General features: G+C 41.5%; 17 protein-coding genes and 2 pseudogenes. 12 read left to right on the top strand and 7 right to left on the bottom strand.

The genetic code is table 11. The annotated features are described in order from the left end of the window. Positions 1-6 precede the first annotated feature (6 nt). The gene (locus MKZ13_RS23330; protein WP_339178591.1) at positions 7-648 is read right to left on the bottom strand and encodes a DUF6199 family natural product biosynthesis protein; all 642 of its coding nucleotides are present in this window, start codon (positions 646-648) and stop codon (positions 7-9) included. A gap of 293 nt (positions 649-941) precedes the next feature. On the opposite strand from MKZ13_RS23330, the gene MKZ13_RS23325 reads away from it, so the two are divergent. Further along, the gene (locus MKZ13_RS23325) at positions 942-1,769 is read left to right on the top strand and encodes a sugar phosphate isomerase/epimerase family protein (protein WP_339178589.1); all 828 of its coding nucleotides are present in this window, start codon (positions 942-944) and stop codon (positions 1,767-1,769) included. Positions 1,770-1,839: 70 nt separating this feature from the next. Here MKZ13_RS23325 and MKZ13_RS23320 read toward each other — a convergent pair whose 3' ends face one another. Beyond that, on the bottom strand, positions 1,840-2,718 hold the full coding sequence (locus tag MKZ13_RS23320; protein WP_339178586.1) for an SDR family NAD(P)-dependent oxidoreductase: 879 nt from the start codon (positions 2,716-2,718) through the stop codon (positions 1,840-1,842). Between the two features lie 136 nt (positions 2,719-2,854). Between MKZ13_RS23320 and MKZ13_RS23315 the strand changes: the two genes are divergently transcribed. Next, positions 2,855-3,316 (top strand): MarR family transcriptional regulator, encoded by a 462-nt coding sequence (locus tag MKZ13_RS23315; protein WP_339178584.1) that lies wholly within the window; start codon positions 2,855-2,857, stop codon positions 3,314-3,316. Between the two features lie 130 nt (positions 3,317-3,446). Here MKZ13_RS23315 and MKZ13_RS23310 read toward each other — a convergent pair whose 3' ends face one another. Together MKZ13_RS23310 and MKZ13_RS23305 are read right to left on the bottom strand one after the other, a co-directional pair. After that, positions 3,447-3,791 carry a hypothetical protein gene (locus MKZ13_RS23310; RefSeq protein ID WP_339178581.1) on the bottom strand — a complete coding sequence of 115 codons (345 nt, stop codon included), beginning with the start codon at positions 3,789-3,791 and terminating at the stop codon, positions 3,447-3,449. 268 nt (positions 3,792-4,059) lie between these two features. Next, positions 4,060-4,356: a hypothetical protein gene (locus tag MKZ13_RS23305; RefSeq protein ID WP_339178578.1), complete on the bottom strand. Its 297-nt coding sequence runs from the start codon at positions 4,354-4,356 to the stop codon at positions 4,060-4,062. 366 nt (positions 4,357-4,722) lie between these two features. Here MKZ13_RS23305 and MKZ13_RS23300 point away from each other — a divergent pair, with 366 nt between their 5' ends. From MKZ13_RS23300 to MKZ13_RS23265, 8 genes and pseudogenes are all read left to right on the top strand, one after another. Next, on the top strand, positions 4,723-5,670 hold the full coding sequence (locus MKZ13_RS23300; protein ID WP_339185439.1) for a YafY family protein: 948 nt from the start codon (positions 4,723-4,725) through the stop codon (positions 5,668-5,670). Between the two features lie 67 nt (positions 5,671-5,737). Beyond that, positions 5,738-6,172, top strand: a pseudogene (locus tag MKZ13_RS23295) (DinB family protein); the annotation flags it as partial. A 129-nt stretch (positions 6,173-6,301) separates the two neighbouring features. Continuing rightward, on the top strand, positions 6,302-6,778 hold the full coding sequence (locus MKZ13_RS23290) for an EVE domain-containing protein (RefSeq protein ID WP_339185438.1): 477 nt from the start codon (positions 6,302-6,304) through the stop codon (positions 6,776-6,778). Positions 6,779-7,696: 918 nt separating this feature from the next. Next, positions 7,697-8,542, top strand: a complete 846-nt coding sequence (locus MKZ13_RS23285) for a polymorphic toxin type 44 domain-containing protein (RefSeq protein WP_192133377.1) — start codon at positions 7,697-7,699, stop codon at positions 8,540-8,542. Between the two features lie 124 nt (positions 8,543-8,666). Further along, positions 8,667-9,203 (top strand): DUF5412 family protein, encoded by a 537-nt coding sequence (locus MKZ13_RS23280; protein ID WP_192133379.1) that lies wholly within the window; start codon positions 8,667-8,669, stop codon positions 9,201-9,203. Between the two features lie 316 nt (positions 9,204-9,519). Then, positions 9,520-10,260: a hypothetical protein gene (locus tag MKZ13_RS23275; protein ID WP_339178573.1), complete on the top strand. Its 741-nt coding sequence runs from the start codon at positions 9,520-9,522 to the stop codon at positions 10,258-10,260. A gap of 572 nt (positions 10,261-10,832) precedes the next feature. Further along, complete coding sequence (locus MKZ13_RS23270; RefSeq protein ID WP_339178571.1) at positions 10,833-11,426, top strand: YdeI family protein; 594 nt, start codon at positions 10,833-10,835, stop codon at positions 11,424-11,426. A 121-nt stretch (positions 11,427-11,547) separates the two neighbouring features. Next, complete coding sequence (locus MKZ13_RS23265) at positions 11,548-11,805, top strand: type II toxin-antitoxin system HicB family antitoxin (RefSeq protein ID WP_339178568.1); 258 nt, start codon at positions 11,548-11,550, stop codon at positions 11,803-11,805. Positions 11,806-11,831: 26 nt separating this feature from the next. Here the strand turns inward: MKZ13_RS23265 and MKZ13_RS23260 are convergent. After that, positions 11,832-12,380 (bottom strand): annotated as a pseudogene (locus MKZ13_RS23260) (DUF554 family protein). A gap of 505 nt (positions 12,381-12,885) precedes the next feature. On the opposite strand from MKZ13_RS23260, the gene MKZ13_RS23255 reads away from it, so the two are divergent. Together MKZ13_RS23255 and MKZ13_RS23250 are read left to right on the top strand one after the other, a co-directional pair. Next, positions 12,886-13,461, top strand: a complete 576-nt coding sequence (locus MKZ13_RS23255) for a papain-like cysteine protease family protein (RefSeq protein WP_339178566.1) — start codon at positions 12,886-12,888, stop codon at positions 13,459-13,461. 25 nt (positions 13,462-13,486) lie between these two features. Continuing rightward, a complete protein-coding gene (locus MKZ13_RS23250; protein ID WP_339178565.1) occupies positions 13,487-14,284 on the top strand; it encodes a hypothetical protein in 798 nt (265 codons plus the stop codon). A 210-nt stretch (positions 14,285-14,494) separates the two neighbouring features. Here MKZ13_RS23250 and MKZ13_RS23245 read toward each other — a convergent pair whose 3' ends face one another. Together MKZ13_RS23245 and MKZ13_RS23240 are read right to left on the bottom strand one after the other, a co-directional pair. Next, positions 14,495-15,817 (bottom strand): amidohydrolase family protein, encoded by a 1,323-nt coding sequence (locus MKZ13_RS23245; RefSeq protein WP_339178562.1) that lies wholly within the window; start codon positions 15,815-15,817, stop codon positions 14,495-14,497. 197 nt (positions 15,818-16,014) lie between these two features. Further along, positions 16,015-16,626 carry a TetR/AcrR family transcriptional regulator gene (locus tag MKZ13_RS23240; protein ID WP_339178560.1) on the bottom strand — a complete coding sequence of 204 codons (612 nt, stop codon included), beginning with the start codon at positions 16,624-16,626 and terminating at the stop codon, positions 16,015-16,017. Between the last annotated feature and the right edge of the window lie 33 nt (positions 16,627-16,659).

Raw genomic sequence — 16,659 nt, 5'->3', positions numbered from 1 at the left:
AATATCTTAAAATGCTTGAAACGCGGCCCATATGGCTACGATCATGCAAGCTATACCGCCAATTTTGCTCATGACGTAATAAAATTCGCTAGGTTCGGGATCTTTTAACCATATCCAGCGGAGAGAGAGCAAGAATTGAAACTTCTGAAACTTTGGATAATAGAAGCTGCACCATCCATAGATGAGTCCGGCAAGCGCGATGAACAGGAGAACGGGTGTACCTGGCGTGTGATGATATTCCGGATAGGCAGCAGTCACGAGCATAGCAGGTGTATACTGCTCTTCGTCATCCTCCATGACTCGTTGGCTGTCTACATACATGTTGACCGGAGAAAGCATCTTCCCGGTTTCATCGTAGCTTAATAATTGCTCGGATTGTTGTTCAACTGTATATTGGTGGTCGTTAGGGTATACCACGTTATACGTTGCAATAGGGGTGGAGGCGATTTGGGTAATGACATAGTTCTGCTGATCGATGCTGACCGTACGCTTCTGCTGATTGACGGTGACCTGAATGGGGTCTGCTGTACTGCTCTCATACGTAATTTGATAGCCTTGCTCGTGATCGTAAGTGTACTTATGCTGATCTACATAGAATATGGGCTCAGTAAAATAGGGTCTGGATAATATCCCAACAAGTAAGGACACGACGACAACGCATACCAGAAAGATTAGGGTAGGGACATGTTTTTTGGGTATGGAGTTCATTTTTAAGATTACCAATCCCTTCCTTAATTAGATGTTCATTTTAATACGTGAAAGTTGGATATAAGTTGCAGCTGCTTGCACTACTCTTTTCAAGAATGGGATATGATGGTTTCTTTTTGAGAGAGTACTGTTATTATAAAAATATGCCCTGTTCAAACCAGAGTGTTGGTTAAGGGGACAAGAAAGTGGTTGGACAATCTGTAATTCCAGACGAGTCACAGGAGGAGATTGGGATGATTAGAGGGTTAACAAATGCGGGATTGGGGAACATCGAGTCTGATGAACAATATATCACAGATGCGGCCAAGCACGGATTCGGATCTGTAGATTTGAATCCGCTCTCATTGATTGAAACGTATGGCAAAGAACAAGCGCAACATCTGTTGGAAAGCAATCAGGTGATCATCGGTTCATCGGGCCTGACAGTGGAGTGGCGGGCGACAGATGAACAGTTCCGTGAGGGGTTGCAATCGTTGGTCGCTATGGCAGAAGCTTCTGCTTCGCTGGACTGTTACAGCTGTTGCACGTATATTTTACCCTCAACGGATCAACCGGCAGCGCAATTTATGGCCGCGGCTACGAAACGCTTGAGACTCTGTGCAGATATCTTGGATGCTTACGGGATTAAGTTGGGTCTGGAGTTTGTGGGCTGCCACCATTTGCGGACGCAATGGAAGAATCCGTTTATCTGGCGTGTGGAAGATACGCTGGACTGGATTGAGACGATCCATGCGCCTAACGTAGGTTTATTGGTAGATTCCTATCACTGGCATACGAATGGTTTACCGATGGAAGATCTGTTGAAGCTGAAGAAAGAACAGGTTGTTCATGTTCACATTAATGATGCCTATGATCTGCCCGTTGAAGAATTGCTGGATTATGAGCGTTTGTATCCCGGGGAAGGGGTCATTGATCTGGGTGGGTTTCTGAGAAATCTGCAGGCGATTGGTTACAATGGCGTGGTGGCTCAGGAAGTACTGGCACCGGCATCGAAACTAAGTTTGAGTGAAATATTGGCTAAGTCGAAAGCGGGTTTTGACAAGGTATTTGCAGCAATCTAAGTACTGAAAAAAGGAGGGGGTGTTACTAGCTGTGTTTATGGCTTTTGGAACACCCCTGTTCTTTTTTTGATTAATCCAGCACGCCGTGATCGTTCATCAGTTGTGTCGTAACGATCCACAGTCTGTTTTGCATGGCCTCATCTCCGCCAGGATGTATAGGAACAATAGATGCCCCAGTTCCCACATTGAAATATCCTCCCGAAACCTCGCCATACTTCGGTTCCACAGCCAACCGAGTAATGATATCCGCACCCCGGCGCGGGTCGCCGATGTGCAAAAAGGTTAACATGCGTTCAAGCACACTTGCAAACCATAGCTCTCGTCCAAGACCCGTAACATTAAAGCCAGGGTTCAAGGCATTTACGCGAATTCCGGTTCTGCGCCATTGTCTGGCGAGTTCACCAGTAAACATAATATTGAGCAGTTTGGTTTTGCCATAGATTGGAGATGAACCGCGTGCAGTAAAAGGAGTGATATCCGTTAAGTCATCTGGCAATACTAGTGTGCCGTGATTTCGCGAAGCTTCAGATGCAACATTGACGACTCGAGCATGGCCGGATTGAATCAGGGAAGACTGCAAGGTGTGCGTTAACAGCCAAGGTGCCAAATAGTTGACGGCTATCATCTCGGCATATCCTTCGGACGTGACTCTCTGTTCAAAAGCATGAAGTCCGGCATTATTCAAAAGTACGTCTATACGCGGATAAGCGGCAACAATCTCTAACCCAATACGTTTTACATCACTCAGTAAAGACAAATCTCCATAGAAAAATTCGATTTTGGCAGAAGGCATGATTTCCTTGATTTTGTACCTGGTAGCCTCTGCACGTTCCTTACTTCGGGCTGTGAGTATAAGATGTGCCCCGCGTTTGGCGAGTTCCATGGCAGCAAGCTGCCCTAAACCGCTTGTTGCTCCGGTAATTACAATAATGGGATGTTGAGTTTGCATAAGAAGATCTCCTTTTGACACGAATAGATTCGAAAATATATAATGGACATAAATCAACTATAAATATTAATTGATATTTGTCAACTATATTTCTGGAAGCCTACTTTCATGTATCGAGGAGAGGGAGTTAACAATAATGAGTGAAAATCCAGTCCAAACCAAAGATAGAGCAACCCTGGAGCTAGCGCTGGGTGAGCAGATTCATGCACTGATCAGTGCTTCGCATGCGCTTAACGTTCGCTCTGCCGAGCGTTTTGATGCGAACCTGCAACCTGCCGCTTTTCACCTGGTTCGATGGCTGTACTCCTATGGCCCAACAAGCGCCGCAGCTTTGGCAGAAGCGACTGCAATGGACCGCAGCTCGGTCAGCCGATTAATCAAACACCTCGAAAAGTCGGGATATGTTAGCAAAGAGCCAGACCCCGAAGATCGGCGCGGGGTGTTACTATCTCTTACGGAACTTGGTCAACAATCGACGATCGCTGCCCTCAAGGAGAAGGAGTCAGCTTTTTATGACCGTATATCCAGATGGGATGATAAGGAACTGGGGCGTTTCACCGCCATGCTCAGGCAGTTTAATGGATTGGAAGAAAAGTGAGAGGAACAATAGTGTGGATTGTATTTGATACCTGAACCATAGGACATGTCACCATTGAGCGAGTGAGACTATAAATTCATAGCAAAAGCGGACATCTGGTGATGTCCGCTCGTGAAGTTCCCAGATCATTTTATAGTTTCCAGGGAAGCTGTGGGATTTTATATCGGAAACCCTGATGGTTTCCTGTTCTCACATATATCCAAGGTGGTGGGACAGGGGTGCCTAGTGCTTTATACAAGACCGTTCCTTCATCGCTTGCGGAATATTCTTCGATACTACTTTGGATATCCTCCCAATGAACCTTACCTTGGTAAGACAGTGTCTGCCCTTGAACGATAACATGAGGTGCACCTGAAATGACTCTCTGCGTTATGTTGAGAACGCCAACCTTTCCTGAGGACAACATCATCAATTCGCTCATGAAAAGTATGATAATCAAAATGACTATGCTCACAATCCATCGCTTTTTTCTCATTTTGTGACCTCCACTACCTAGGGAATCATTTCCTCGTAGTTAATGTCTTTTAATGACATAATCTCGTCAGAGATGGTATTGATTTTGACTGAATAGGGCCTAATAGCTTGCAGGAATTCATGAATGATTTTCTTGCGATCCTTATCAAAGACGGCAGATGTTATGTGATTCTCTTTTAATACGTTATTGTTCATTATGACTTGTTTAGAATAACTAACTGAATCACTATAATCGATTAGATGCGTAACCCCCGTGAATTTGCCACTAGTTAATGTACCTTTGGAGAATTCGGATGGTTTAATCCCAATATATTTTCATTAATCCATGATCCGGTGTAGGTTTTTGTAGTGAATTCACCTGTGCCATGGCCCATATTAGATTCATTGTAATCCTCAAAGGGGACACCTCCACCTTCAACTAATGTATATGTATACTTGCCTTTTCCTTGCCGCTTACCACTCACCCAATCTCCAGAGTAAACTTCGGTTTCTCCCCATCTTGCTGTTCCTTTACCATGAGGTTTCCCGTTTAAAACTTCACCATAGTACGTCGCTCCATCTGACAATTTTAAGGTTACTTTCTTCGATGCTGCTTCTGTTGGAGTAGAGCTTGATAATAGTCAAATGATAATAGTGATCGTTAATCCAAAACCTAGATAGAATCTTTTCAAAAGTGTACAACTCCTTCAATGAATAATGATTGTTGCGTTGTTAGCTATCTTCAACATTATCGGTTTATGTATCGTATTTTTCCAGTATGAATATAAAGTGGAGATAGGTCTGATTTCACAAACAACTCGCTCTAAGTCCACATAAGATTTTCTTCTGGTGATATGTAAGACGTTCCATTGATCTAATCCACGAAACGAAAGGGCAAGTTACTGTGATAGAATGAGTTAGGTTTGAACGATGAAACGGTGGGGGCTTGGAAAATGAACAAAACGGAGCGGCAACTTGCGATTACGCTTGAATTGCAGCGAAGAAAGATGTTAAGAGCAGAAGATTTAGCTGCTCAATTTGAGACAAGTGTACGTACGATATATCGAGATATTCAGGCATTAAGTGAGGCTGGTGTTCCGATCATGGGTGCTCCGGGTCATGGGTATTCCCTCATGGAAGGATATTTTCTGCCCCCGGTAAGCTTCACAGCAGAAGAAGCCGTATCCCTGCTCATGGGAGCTGATTTTATCGAACAGAGAATGGATACAGAATACGCGATGGAGGCTAAGTCGGCTCAACGCAAAATTGAAGCGATTTTACCTGAATCCGTTCGTGACGAATCAATACGTGTTCGGGAAACGATGCGACTGCTTCATACGGTTGAACCTTTAACCCGAGCGCGGGTGAAAACATACCTTAACCAGATACGTAATGCCATTCTGGATCAACGTAAGATCAGCTTTATGTACCTGAAAAAAATGCCAGGAACGGATGGCAATCGCTATAATATGCGTGAGGTTTCACCTTACGGACTCTCACTGGTTCAGGAGAATTGGATGTTAATTGCACGTTGTGATATGCGACAAGACATCCGTCATTTTCGTTTGTCACGCATGACTGAACTTTCCGTGCTGGAGGATCAATTCCTTTTGCCACCGGATTTTGATCTAAACAGTTATCGACCTCCTGAGGACCGTAACGAACAAGTATTAATTCGGGCTAAACCTGAAATTGCTGACAAAATTATGGAGGCCCTTCATTTTTATATGGATGCATTTGAAGAGCAAGAGGAAGGTGTTGTTTTTCATTTTCGTGTCCGCTATCCGGAGGAAATATTGCATTATTTACTTGGTTGGGGTGGAGATATCGAGGTCTTGGAGCCAGAGTCTTTACGCTTCCGCATGCAGGAAGTAGCCAAAAATATCTTAAAACACTACTGACATACACCTGTCAGTAGTGTTTTTTTATACTTTGATATATCACAGATCAAGAGGAGTGGGTTGAAGGATGAGAAGTACAACGGAAGTATTGAAATCATTTGAAACGGCAGTAGAACGATATTTGGCAGAACTGAACAAATTGGATATGGGGAGCTTACATAAAAAACAGAGTGAAGAGGAATGGTCCATTGGACAGACGTATGTACATTTGATTCAATCAGCGCTTTTCTTGCATCTGCATAATATTGAGCAGTGTTTGAGCAGTGAGGATTCAACGTTAAACTTGGGGGAGGAAAAAACAGAACTGGGTAGGCAAGTGTTTGAATTAGGACAATTCCCTCCCGTGCCTGTTAAAGTCCCTGCTTCCCCGCAGTACACCCCGCAACCACCCGAGAGCATGGAGTCCTTGATTGATGGGCTTCACATGGTCATGGAACGGATGAGGAGTACAGAACCTCTTGTATACCAAGCATCGGTAAATAACAAAATACATCATCCAAGGCTTGGCGCTCTAAACGCTCAGGAGTGGTTTTTGTTGATAGACATGCACTACAGACATCATTTTTTTGCAATTAGATCGATTGATATCGAATCTGGAAATGTATACGAGAAAAGAGGATGGGATGTATCTATGAAACCAAATCAGGACAGCAGATATTGGATTGGCGTTGTATCTGCTTCTCATGTGAATGTAGCCGTAGAGGGAGGATTTGCGCAGCTGTGCCATGGCAAGTCAGCACTGTTGCGACAGATGTCCGCGGGTGATTGGCTGATATACTATTCTCCACGCACAGACATATCAACAGGCAAGCCACTTCAGGCTTTTACCGCTATTGGCCAAATTACCGACAATAGGATATACCAATACCAGATGTCGGAATCCTTTGTACCCTTTCGCCGAGATCTCCGTTATCTTCCGTGTCGAGAAGTGAAGATCGCAACGTTGTTAGACCAACTTAGTTTTACACGCGGAAATCGCAATTGGGGGTTTCCATTTCGTAAAGGTCACTTTGAAATTGGGGTTGATGACTTCATGATGATAGCTTCCTCCATGTTGGAAGATGAGACACAGTCACTACTGGATATTAGCTTAAGCCAGAAATGTTAACCAAACCAAAAGGCCCATAGACAGTCTATGGACCTTTTTGCTTTATGGATAATCATATCCTCCACCGTTGATATTACATTTGCGAAGACGATGAATGCCAAGGAAAGACCTTTAATTGCCCCGTATTTCTCAATAGCTTGAATCATATACACGAACAGCTATGATTGCAAAATGGGGGTATACAAGTAAAAGTGGGTTGTATACATGTGGAGTCATATCTTCTTGTGAAAGAACCCGGTCCGTGCTTTCCAAATCCGGATGGAGGTCTGTATATGAACCATCAACTGTCACGGTTGTCTGTTATGACTGACGAGCAACTCAATGGAAATATTGCACGCTGCCTAGGGTACATCTAATAAGGATCAAACCCGCTTGCTGAAGGGGAATTTCGGAAATATTTAGAAAAATGAGTGAGAATCTAGTTTTCAAATTCAGCAAGAAATAGATTTGATAGATATGTATCAGTCAGCACGTACAAACCGATAGTTAACATTACACTGAAGCTCCATGAACAAGAGCGGGCATAAGATTATTTTTGAAGTGCAATCTCGTATTTAGTATCCATTCGATAAGCTACCCTGAAATTAGGAGGATGGCTTTCTTTATATCTTATGGATTATTGTGGTGTATAAGCAAAATAGTTAGCCGTTGTTTACAAATTGTAACAATTAAATGTAAAATACTAGAATCAATGTATTTAATAAATATTTTTATGTAATATATATGTTTAATCTAGATTATGTATAAATACATATATTAGCGGTAATTTATCTTAACTTCTTTACCAGAGTTGAATTGATTGTCTACTCCAAAATAGGAGTTAACAATAGTATCTTTAGCTGTTTATTCAAAGCCTCATATGTAGAAAGGAGGATAGTAACTTCGTCTAACTTTTTAATTTGAAGGGAGTTATTCTAAATGAATACTATAAATCACAAATCACTGAAGTACGTACTGGGAACGATCTTAGCAATAGCGCTATTCATGAGTTTCAATCTCTCTGCAAAAGCTGCAGACTCTGAAGTAATAGAGGTCGCTCAAGTCCAACAATTACATGAAAAAGCTAAAGATCTTAACCTTATTAAAGTTGTAAGAGGTCTGATCAACATCAATGAAATTGAAGTCAATAAAGAGAAGCTTGGAGTTACAGATGAAAACGTATACCAAGACTATATTAATAGTCTTCAATCAACAAATGTTCTGATTAGAGCGGGCTACTCATATATTGACGATAATAATGACCCTCAGATGGTATCTGATGAAAAAATCGCTAAGTTATCAAGAGAAGAACCAAGCAATTTAATTACTGTTGAACCTTCTAATCCTTCTGATGATATAGTTACACCATATAGCGAAATTCTGGATCTTAAAGGAATGGTTACAGCAAATAGAAACCAACTGACGAGTTACTATTGGAATGTTTTTTATTCTTCCGCTACGACGGGCCAACCCGCATTAGTAGCAACAGCGTCCACAGCAATATGGTTTAAAGCAAAAGTAAATATACGTGGACCTTGGGATTATAAAACCCAACCAGGTTGGGGTGGTGCTCAGAAACAATGGTTGGCCGATACACACACAGGACGTCGAACAGTAACTACTGAATATATTGGAAATTACAATTATGGGTTCACTGGACAATTTTTATTTCCTTTGCAAATTTTGTTTTATGGTGGTCAGTATGCTAACGGTGATATCTGGACTCCAGAAGATAAAAATGATAGAGCCGCTATACAACAAGGATTCAATGACGCTACAAGATAATTAACAATGGACATAATCTTCGACTAAACTTTATATATTGAGGGATATGTGTCATCTCATTAAGCAGGAAAGATGTATTAACCGCGAATTTTTATCTATTTAAGGAAAAGGGGGTTCATTTTTAGTGAAAAAAATAAGCTGGTTAGCTTTGTTTTTAGTACTTTTTTTGTCCATTATTTCGATGTATTCACTGTATTCTAATATGAATAATAAATGGTTAGTTATACCACCAAACTACGTGATTCTACTATTTTCAGTTATAGGCTTGGTCCTAAGTTTAATAAGTTTCAAAGATAAATCGAGCAAGTCAGCTAAGGTAAGAAGTTGGATATCCACGCTTCTTTCGGTAGTACTGATCGTTTTACTTTTTGGTGTTTTATCATTTACATCCATGTTTTCGGGTTCAAAAGAATTACTTACGACTACGCATTCACCAGACAAGAACTATACATTAAATTTCTTTAAAACTGACGCTGGTGCCATGGGGTCTTCTGGAGTTATAGGAGAACTAAAAGGACCTCTATGGTTTAAACGAGTATTTTACTATGAGCGAAAGACAGATCAAGTTAAGTTGGAATGGGTTGATAACCACACAATCTCAATTAATGATCAAACTGTAAATTTATTGAATGGAGAAACTGTACGCCGTAACCTTAATTGATTTGTTTAAGCTCAACTTCCAAAATATTGTATAATACGTGAAGATGCTGATTTCATAATAAACTTAAAGCGAGATTCCCTCAGGAGTATCGCTTTTTTTAGTGTTAGAAAGTAGTATCAACACTTTGAATGTTTTAGAGATTAAATGCGAACGTAATACACTGAGTTCCATATTGGATAGTATGGTTAATTCCTCACTAAGTGGATTGTTAAGTACAAAACGGATAATTATATAGAGGATATGAAATGTTAGGCACGTAAAAATCAGAATAAAGCAATAAGAATATATACTGACTAAATAAGAGGAGGGCCAACCTGTGAAGAAAAAAACATTGGTTACACTACTCACCATTCCACTGGTAGCTGCATCTGTGAGTGGCTACATGTACTTGAATGAACCGTCTGTAGTTAGTGCTCAAAGCGATGTTGAAAACGCAGCACTTAAGGCGACCCAGGGTAAGATTGATTACATTAAAGAATCGTTTGAAGACGGATCATATATCGTTCGCTACCGGGACCGTGTGAATTTGACAGAAATCACTGAGGAATACCGTGATAACCAGCTTCATAATAAATTGATTATTGAAGATGGTGGTAAGAAAATCACTTCGTATGGTCGAGATTTCGAGACAGGAAAATTGGTTGGGAATACTTGGACCATGCCGGACAACATAGCTGCTGAAAATGAGAAGTTGCTACAGATCTCGCTGTTGGAGAATGCTAAAGAAGAATTACAGAGTCAGGATTGGACAGTACTGGAAGCAGCGGGCACACAATCCCGTTCTGCTACACAGAGTAACGAGCAAAAAGCTGTTTCGGAGGATAACCTCCACAAGGAAGTTGTAACCATTGATGTAAATACGGGTTTACCGACAAAACGTGTGATTTATCAGAAAGACAAAAACGGTGAAATTGTAACTAGCTCTACCAAGACCGAAGAGTACAAGTACCTGGATTCTATGCCGATGAAGATCCAGAGCTTTGCTCCGGAAGAATCCGTAGAGATTAAAGAAATACCGGCGCCTGTAATTGAAGATAAGGTGCTTGAAGGTTCATAAGACTTTCTGTTCCATCAACAACTACAATTAAATAAGACAGCCAGCCCCCGTACTTGGGAGCTGGCTGTCTTATTTCTTATCCGTAGCCGGAATTAACTTGATGGGGTTTCAGATTGTTCTACGAGTTTATCAAACAGTTGTGGGTCCGTCTTTTTAAAGAATTGAAGTTGTTCTTCAGTTAGTTTGCACATAGTTCCTTTTTGCTGAGTCATTATAAACATTGAAAAGGATAGTTGTTTAGTTGGGAAAAAGGATTTTAGAATCAGGTCCGTTGCTCTCCATAAATAATTAACTGCCATAAAAGAGTACAACAGATTATACTCTACGTCCATATTGACTTCTTTAGCCATTTATTTAATAGAACTCGCCCCAAATAATTCAAACCAATTAATACGTCTTCTTAAATCACTTTCTTTAATTATAGGCCATCTAACAGGATGGTCTTTGTTGCTATTCAGGTTTAAATTCAAGTGGAAAAGTCAATAAAGGCTCTGTAAGCAACGCTGTACAATCCACTGAAAACCAGTACAATTGAATCTATAAAACCATGAGATAAAGAGAGGTATTTCTCCATGACCGATACAAGTGGGAATCGCAAAGTTGACGGCTATCTAAAGAAACTCAAAACGTGGAAGGAAGAGTCCACAAAGCTGAGAGAGATTATTCGGGATTTTGAACTGACAGAGGATATGAAGTGGATGCATCCTTGTTACATGCTCGATGGGAAAAACATCGTACTAATTCATGGATTCAAAGAATACGTGGCCATTCTGTTCTTCAAAGGTGCTCTGCTGAAGGATACACACGGCATTTTGGTCCAGCAAACGGAGAATGTACAGGCAGAACGCCAGCTTCGCTTCACCAGTCTGGAGCAAATTGAGGAGCAGGAGGCTATGATCAAAGCCTATATCCAGCAAGCGATTGAAGTGGAACAGGCCGGACTGCAAGTGGAAATGAAAAAGACTACCGAATATAGCGTTCCTGAGGAACTTCAACAGCAATTCGATGAGAATCCTGCTTTCCGAGATGCATTTGAAGCACTGACACCCGGACGGCAGCGGGCATATCTCTATTATTTCTCACAACCGAAGCAATCCAAAACAAAAGTGTCACGAATCGAGAAGTACATGCAGCCGATCCTGGAGGGCAAAGGATTGAATGATTAATCTTATAACAATATATTTGAGGGAAATTAAGAGTAAAAGCGAGTTGAGAGCCTTTCAGATATAATCCGAAAGGCTTTTTGCTGTTTTTGCTAAAAGTATAGATAACAGGAGAGTGTCCCATATGATTCGAACTTACCAATACTACGCAATTTTTAATTTTGCTGAGGATGGAATTAATGTTACATTTCCTGATCTGCCTGGGTGTATCACCTGTGGCGATTCAGTTGAAGAAGCATTATTGATGGCGAAAGAAGCACTTGAATTATTTTTGGATGGAGAACCTGTTGAAGATATTCCGCCACCTCAAAGAATAATGCCTGAATTATTGAATCCTAAAGATAAAGCATATTTAATTGAAGCAAGTATTAAGTATGATTGATGAACTCTATATTTACATATCTGAAGCTACAGCATAAAGATAGGAATAAATAAGGCAGGCAACAGATTCAACACTTTGATCTTCGTAATCTTCAAGATGTTTAACCCCGTACAAAGCGCCAGGATACCACCTATCAGAGTGATTTCGTTCATGATGTTTGTCGTCATGAAGACGGATAAGAAATCAGCCGAGAAGAAGACCAGTACTTCGATAATCAATAGAATGAACGCTGAGAAGATGATGCCGATCCCAAAGGTGGATGCCAGAATCAATGACGTAATACCTGAGAAAATCGTATTGATTTGTAAAAAGGTATTATCCCCCTGTAATGCACTTTATAGTGGCCCCAGAATCGGGATCGATCCCACGCACAACAATGAGATGGCAACCGTTAATCCTTCATTTAAGCCATTGGACGAGAATTTGGTCCTGATGTTGGACAAGATGTTCTCGAAATCAATGAGTTGCCCAATTATCCCGCCTATCGTCAGGAAGAAGAACGACGTTAGGTTTATTTTGGTACCAACGAATGATTTCGTCGCCCATTTCGGAACCGTACCCAATGGTATCCACACCACCTTGTAAAGCGACCCTTATTCTTCATGCTTCCCATGGGAAGTTGCTCACCAGTGCCAGATAAGGAGCCCCATTTCCATCCGTACATTTAGGAAAAAACCGGAGACGAGCAGATTGGGTCTGACAAATCATCGTTGTTAATCTCATCCCGCAGCTGCACGTCAGTGTAAAAGAATTCTCCCACACGACGCCTCGTCGTCACACCTGCATGGAGTACGGTCAGTGCGTTTCACTCTTTTTTTTTCCGAACTTGGTATCCAATATCCGATCATAGGCATACTGCAACAAGCCTCAAATGGTGGATATGCTTTGCGCTACTTTTTTTGAACTTAGATTAAAGTATTTTAAAAAAAAGGAAACATTTATGATGAATTACTAGTTATATACAGCGTGGGTGACATGAATATGGAAGGTTTGGATTGGAGGGAACAAAAAAGATTGAGGTAGATAAGCGCAGTTTAACAAATTTATTCAAATCTAATGAAATGAGGGGGCAGGTTTAAAATGAAATCTCGAAGAACTTTTTTATTCTCCGTATTTGCACTAATATTCACACTCTCTTTTGTGTCACAAGCATATGCTGCTTCTACTGATTTGCCATCATATCCTATTGCAAAGCAAGAGAAGAGTGAATGGTGTTGGGCAGCAGTTAGTTCAAGTGTTCTTAAATTCACGGCTAACAAAAATGTCTATCAATGCGATTTCGTTAAGAAAGTGAAGTCAACCAGTTCTTGTGCTAATATATCGGCATCCACAGTAGAAGCCCAAAGTGGAATGCATGACTATGGAGTATCTTCTAATTATTACTCAGGTAATCTAAATGTTGCCCAAGTAAAAAGTCAGATTGATGGAGGGCGCCCCGTATATGTGAGTTGGAAATGGAATAGTCCTACGGCTCTTATTGGTCATGCAGTTGCTATTTATGGCTATAGTAATACTCCTACCTATACTTATTATATGCATTATCTGGATCCTTGGGATGGTGTGAAAACTTCAATGGAATTCTCGAAATTTAACGGAGGTACGGGAGCAGAAAGAACGTGGAGATGGGGACTTAAAGACTTTTGGCATTATCAATAAGGATTAGCTGAGGAGGTCTATAATCATGAAATATATTAGAATTTTAATGATAATAGGGATAGGTCTAATGGTCAGTTACATTATGGCTCCAAGTAGTTATGCCAGCAATGTACCTGAAGATGTACAGACCTTTGCCAAAGGACAAGGATTGGATGAATTCAAAAAAATGGTATTAGACGATCCTGTGGGATATGGCTATGAGAATGAAGAAGAAGTTAAGTCTGTCACTTTAGGCCCTGGCTTCGAAGTATACTTATTTGACTCTGAGAAATTTGAAAAAGTATCTGACAGTCTGATTGATGTGTCTAAGCCGACAGGACAGTATGACTTTATTGTGCAATCGGGCGGTGTTGGAAAGTCATTTCTTAGTATAGAACAATTCGAAGGTGAGTTCAGAGTGGTTCTTGCAGGAGGAGATGCCTCCAGGTTGGATGCGTCCTTAAATACGATGACAAAATCCTTATCTACTGACGTAGATACGCTTAATCCGGTATTAATCAAGGACGGAAATATCCGTTATTTGGCCGTGAAGATCAATGGTAAAGAAGTAAATATACCAGATGTACCTACTGAGAAAAAATCACTTATGGGAGGTATGGATAATAATCAGCTATGGGATTCCTCCAAGACGATTGATTTCTTAAAAGATGTGCAATCCCAAGGAGTTGATCCAGAAGTAGACGGTGCGGGTGGCTATCCGGTCATTAACTCCGGAACATCTGAGAATAATTATATGAGTATAACAATAATGAGTTTGGTCATTGCTTTAGTAGGCTCAATAGTAGTGTACATGTGGGTAAGAAAAAGACAGAGCTTGAAATGATTTAAACACCACAGACACTCCATTCAACGAAGAACTCTCCTTCCGTTCACAAAAGTAAGCATGTTGAGGGTTAAATTGAAGTTTTGTTTAACCAAAAGCACCTACGGTTTCAGGGTATCCTCCCTTCGTAGGTGCTTTTTTATACTGGGTTTTACATGTTTTTGAAGAGGGTGGTGGAATGATTTTGTTCATTAATATTCACTCCTGAATTTACCAAACTGAGTTTAGAACATCGTCGACTTCTTTGATTCTTGTGACAGATGGTGTTTGAATTAGATTTCCTTTGACCATGACCATAGAGATGTCTGACAAGGCCTCGATATGTTCCAGCGGAATTTGCTCCATGATAATCAGATCGGCATGTTTCCCGATATCCACCGTTCCTGTTACATCTTCAACACCGAGGATTTTTGCATTGGTTCGGGTCACCATGTCGATGACCTGTTTGTTGTTCAGGTTGGCCTGTCTCATGTAATGGTCCATCTCTCTCCACATATCATAGTGAGTCACGTAAGGCATGGCAGCATCCGTGCCGATCCCGATGGTGATGTCGTTTTCGATCGCTTGTTTTACGCCTTTGAGCATTGAATCGTAGACGAGTCTGGAATTCTCTTTTACCGTTGCACTTACCTTCGTTACGCTCGTATCCAGTGAAGCGGAGGGATAAGCGGCTTGCAGGGTGGGGATGAGTGCGGTGTAGCCATTCAGGGCATTGGGATTATTTTTGTACAAACGAATGATTTCGTCATCCATCTCCGAACCGTGCTCGATGGTATCGACGCCACCTTGTAAAGCAACTCTTACGCCTTCCGTGCTTTCCACATGAGCTGCTACCCGCAGGCCAATCTTATGGGCTTCATCGCAGATCGCTGCAACTTCGTCCACCGTCATCTGTAAACGTCCAGCTTCGCCGACCATCTTCGCATCCGTCACGCCACCCGTCACACAGATTTTGATCAGATCCACGCCGTGTTTCACATTGATGCGTACATTTTTTCGTGCTTCCCATGGGGAATCGCCCACCAGAGCGAGAAAGGGAGCACCATGTCCGCCCGTTACACTTAGGAAAAACCCGGAGACAAGCAGATTAGGACCGACAAAGTCACCGTTGTTAATCTCATCCCGCAGCTGGACGTCGGTGTAAAAAAATTCCCCCACACTGCGCATCGTTGTGACACCCGCATGGAGTGCGGTCAGCGCGTTGCGTTTCATACGTTTTTTCAAAACGTTTCTGCCAAACTTGGTGTTCAATATCCGATCATAGGCAAACTGCAACAAACCCTCACTGACCGAGAGACTGAACGGTTTACCATCTGCAAAGAGATGCGCGTGGGCATTGATCAGTCCAGGCATCACGTATTTCCCTGAGAGGTCAATTGTTGTGTAGTGACTTGGGATATGCAAATCGTTATCTCGGCCGATATCCTGAATGAGAACTTGCTCATTGATGAGAATGGTCATGTTTTTTTGCAGATTGCGGCTTGAGTCGCCGTGGATCAGATTGACGTTTTTCAATGCATAAGCGGTGTTCATGTTGTGTTCCTCCTTAGAATGTGGGTGAGGTGAGTAGTTAGGATAACGATGATGCCTTTTTCAATAATGAATAATTAATTCATTTTTAGGTCAAAAAAATAGGCTGATCTATGATTAAGTTTTTTTGCGTGCAAACCAAGGGGAGTTGATCTGATCTGCACGCTTTGTATACCCGGCATTAGTGATGAGATGGAACGTTATTCGTTGAGACTCTTCATACCGTAAAGTCTGTATACATACAACGCTTCGAAAATTTGCTTCCGGCTGTCCTCACTCATATCCCGCTTCAATAGATCCAGATTCATGTCGATCACATTATGCGCGAGGATGTTCAGTAAGATCAAATTCTCCTCGGTGCCGATCTCATATCGTTTATATTGGTTCTTGAGATACGCCTTCTTGGTTTCGATCATCAGCTCAACAAGTTCATTCTTGGCGTTGGTGTAGATGGTGCCTTTATTCTTTTCGAAGATGATAACAATCTGATTCCGGTATTTCCGTAATACGTCTACCTGTTCCTGCAACAGCGCCGACTTTCGCTTGCTATCCGTTTCCTCGAACAAGGTCTGGTTATCAAAGTGAATCGTCTCCACCAGCACATTTTTCAGATAATCCACCAGATCCGGCGGCACGACGGCGTAAAATAGTTCTTTCTTGTTCTTAAAATAAGTATAGATATTGCCCACGGAAATATTGATTTCATTCGCGATATCGCTCATCTTGGCATCCACATAGCCCTTTTCAAAAAAGACTTTGAGTGCCGCGTATTCAATCTCTTTCCTGACTTCGTCTTTCTTGGCTTGCACCATCGGGAACGACTCCTTAATAGTGAATGATTGGTT

The sequence above is a fragment of the Paenibacillus sp. FSL R5-0701 genome (assembly GCF_037973995.1).
In the GTDB taxonomy this organism is placed as follows: domain Bacteria; phylum Bacillota; class Bacilli; order Paenibacillales; family Paenibacillaceae; genus Paenibacillus.
Note: the sequence above shows the minus strand (reverse complement) of the source record. Positions and strands in the feature narration are given on the sequence as shown.

Coding starts and splice junctions, on each gene's coding strand:
- MKZ13_RS23325 (WP_339178589.1), top strand. CDS start 942: ATGATTAGAGGGTTAACAAATGCGGGATTGGGGAACATCGAGTCTGAT.
- MKZ13_RS23320 (WP_339178586.1), bottom strand. CDS start 2,718: ATGCAAACTCAACATCCCATTATTGTAATTACCGGAGCAACAAGCGGT.
- MKZ13_RS23315 (WP_339178584.1), top strand. CDS start 2,855: ATGAGTGAAAATCCAGTCCAAACCAAAGATAGAGCAACCCTGGAGCTA.
- MKZ13_RS23310 (WP_339178581.1), bottom strand. CDS start 3,791: ATGAGAAAAAAGCGATGGATTGTGAGCATAGTCATTTTGATTATCATA.
- MKZ13_RS23300 (WP_339185439.1), top strand. CDS start 4,723: ATGAACAAAACGGAGCGGCAACTTGCGATTACGCTTGAATTGCAGCGA.
- MKZ13_RS23290 (WP_339185438.1), top strand. CDS start 6,302: ATGAAACCAAATCAGGACAGCAGATATTGGATTGGCGTTGTATCTGCT.
- MKZ13_RS23285 (WP_192133377.1), top strand. CDS start 7,697: ATGAATACTATAAATCACAAATCACTGAAGTACGTACTGGGAACGATC.
- MKZ13_RS23270 (WP_339178571.1), top strand. CDS start 10,833: ATGACCGATACAAGTGGGAATCGCAAAGTTGACGGCTATCTAAAGAAA.
- MKZ13_RS23265 (WP_339178568.1), top strand. CDS start 11,548: ATGATTCGAACTTACCAATACTACGCAATTTTTAATTTTGCTGAGGAT.
- MKZ13_RS23255 (WP_339178566.1), top strand. CDS start 12,886: ATGAAATCTCGAAGAACTTTTTTATTCTCCGTATTTGCACTAATATTC.
- MKZ13_RS23250 (WP_339178565.1), top strand. CDS start 13,487: ATGAAATATATTAGAATTTTAATGATAATAGGGATAGGTCTAATGGTC.
- MKZ13_RS23245 (WP_339178562.1), bottom strand. CDS start 15,817: ATGAACACCGCTTATGCATTGAAAAACGTCAATCTGATCCACGGCGAC.
- MKZ13_RS23240 (WP_339178560.1), bottom strand. CDS start 16,626: ATGGTGCAAGCCAAGAAAGACGAAGTCAGGAAAGAGATTGAATACGCG.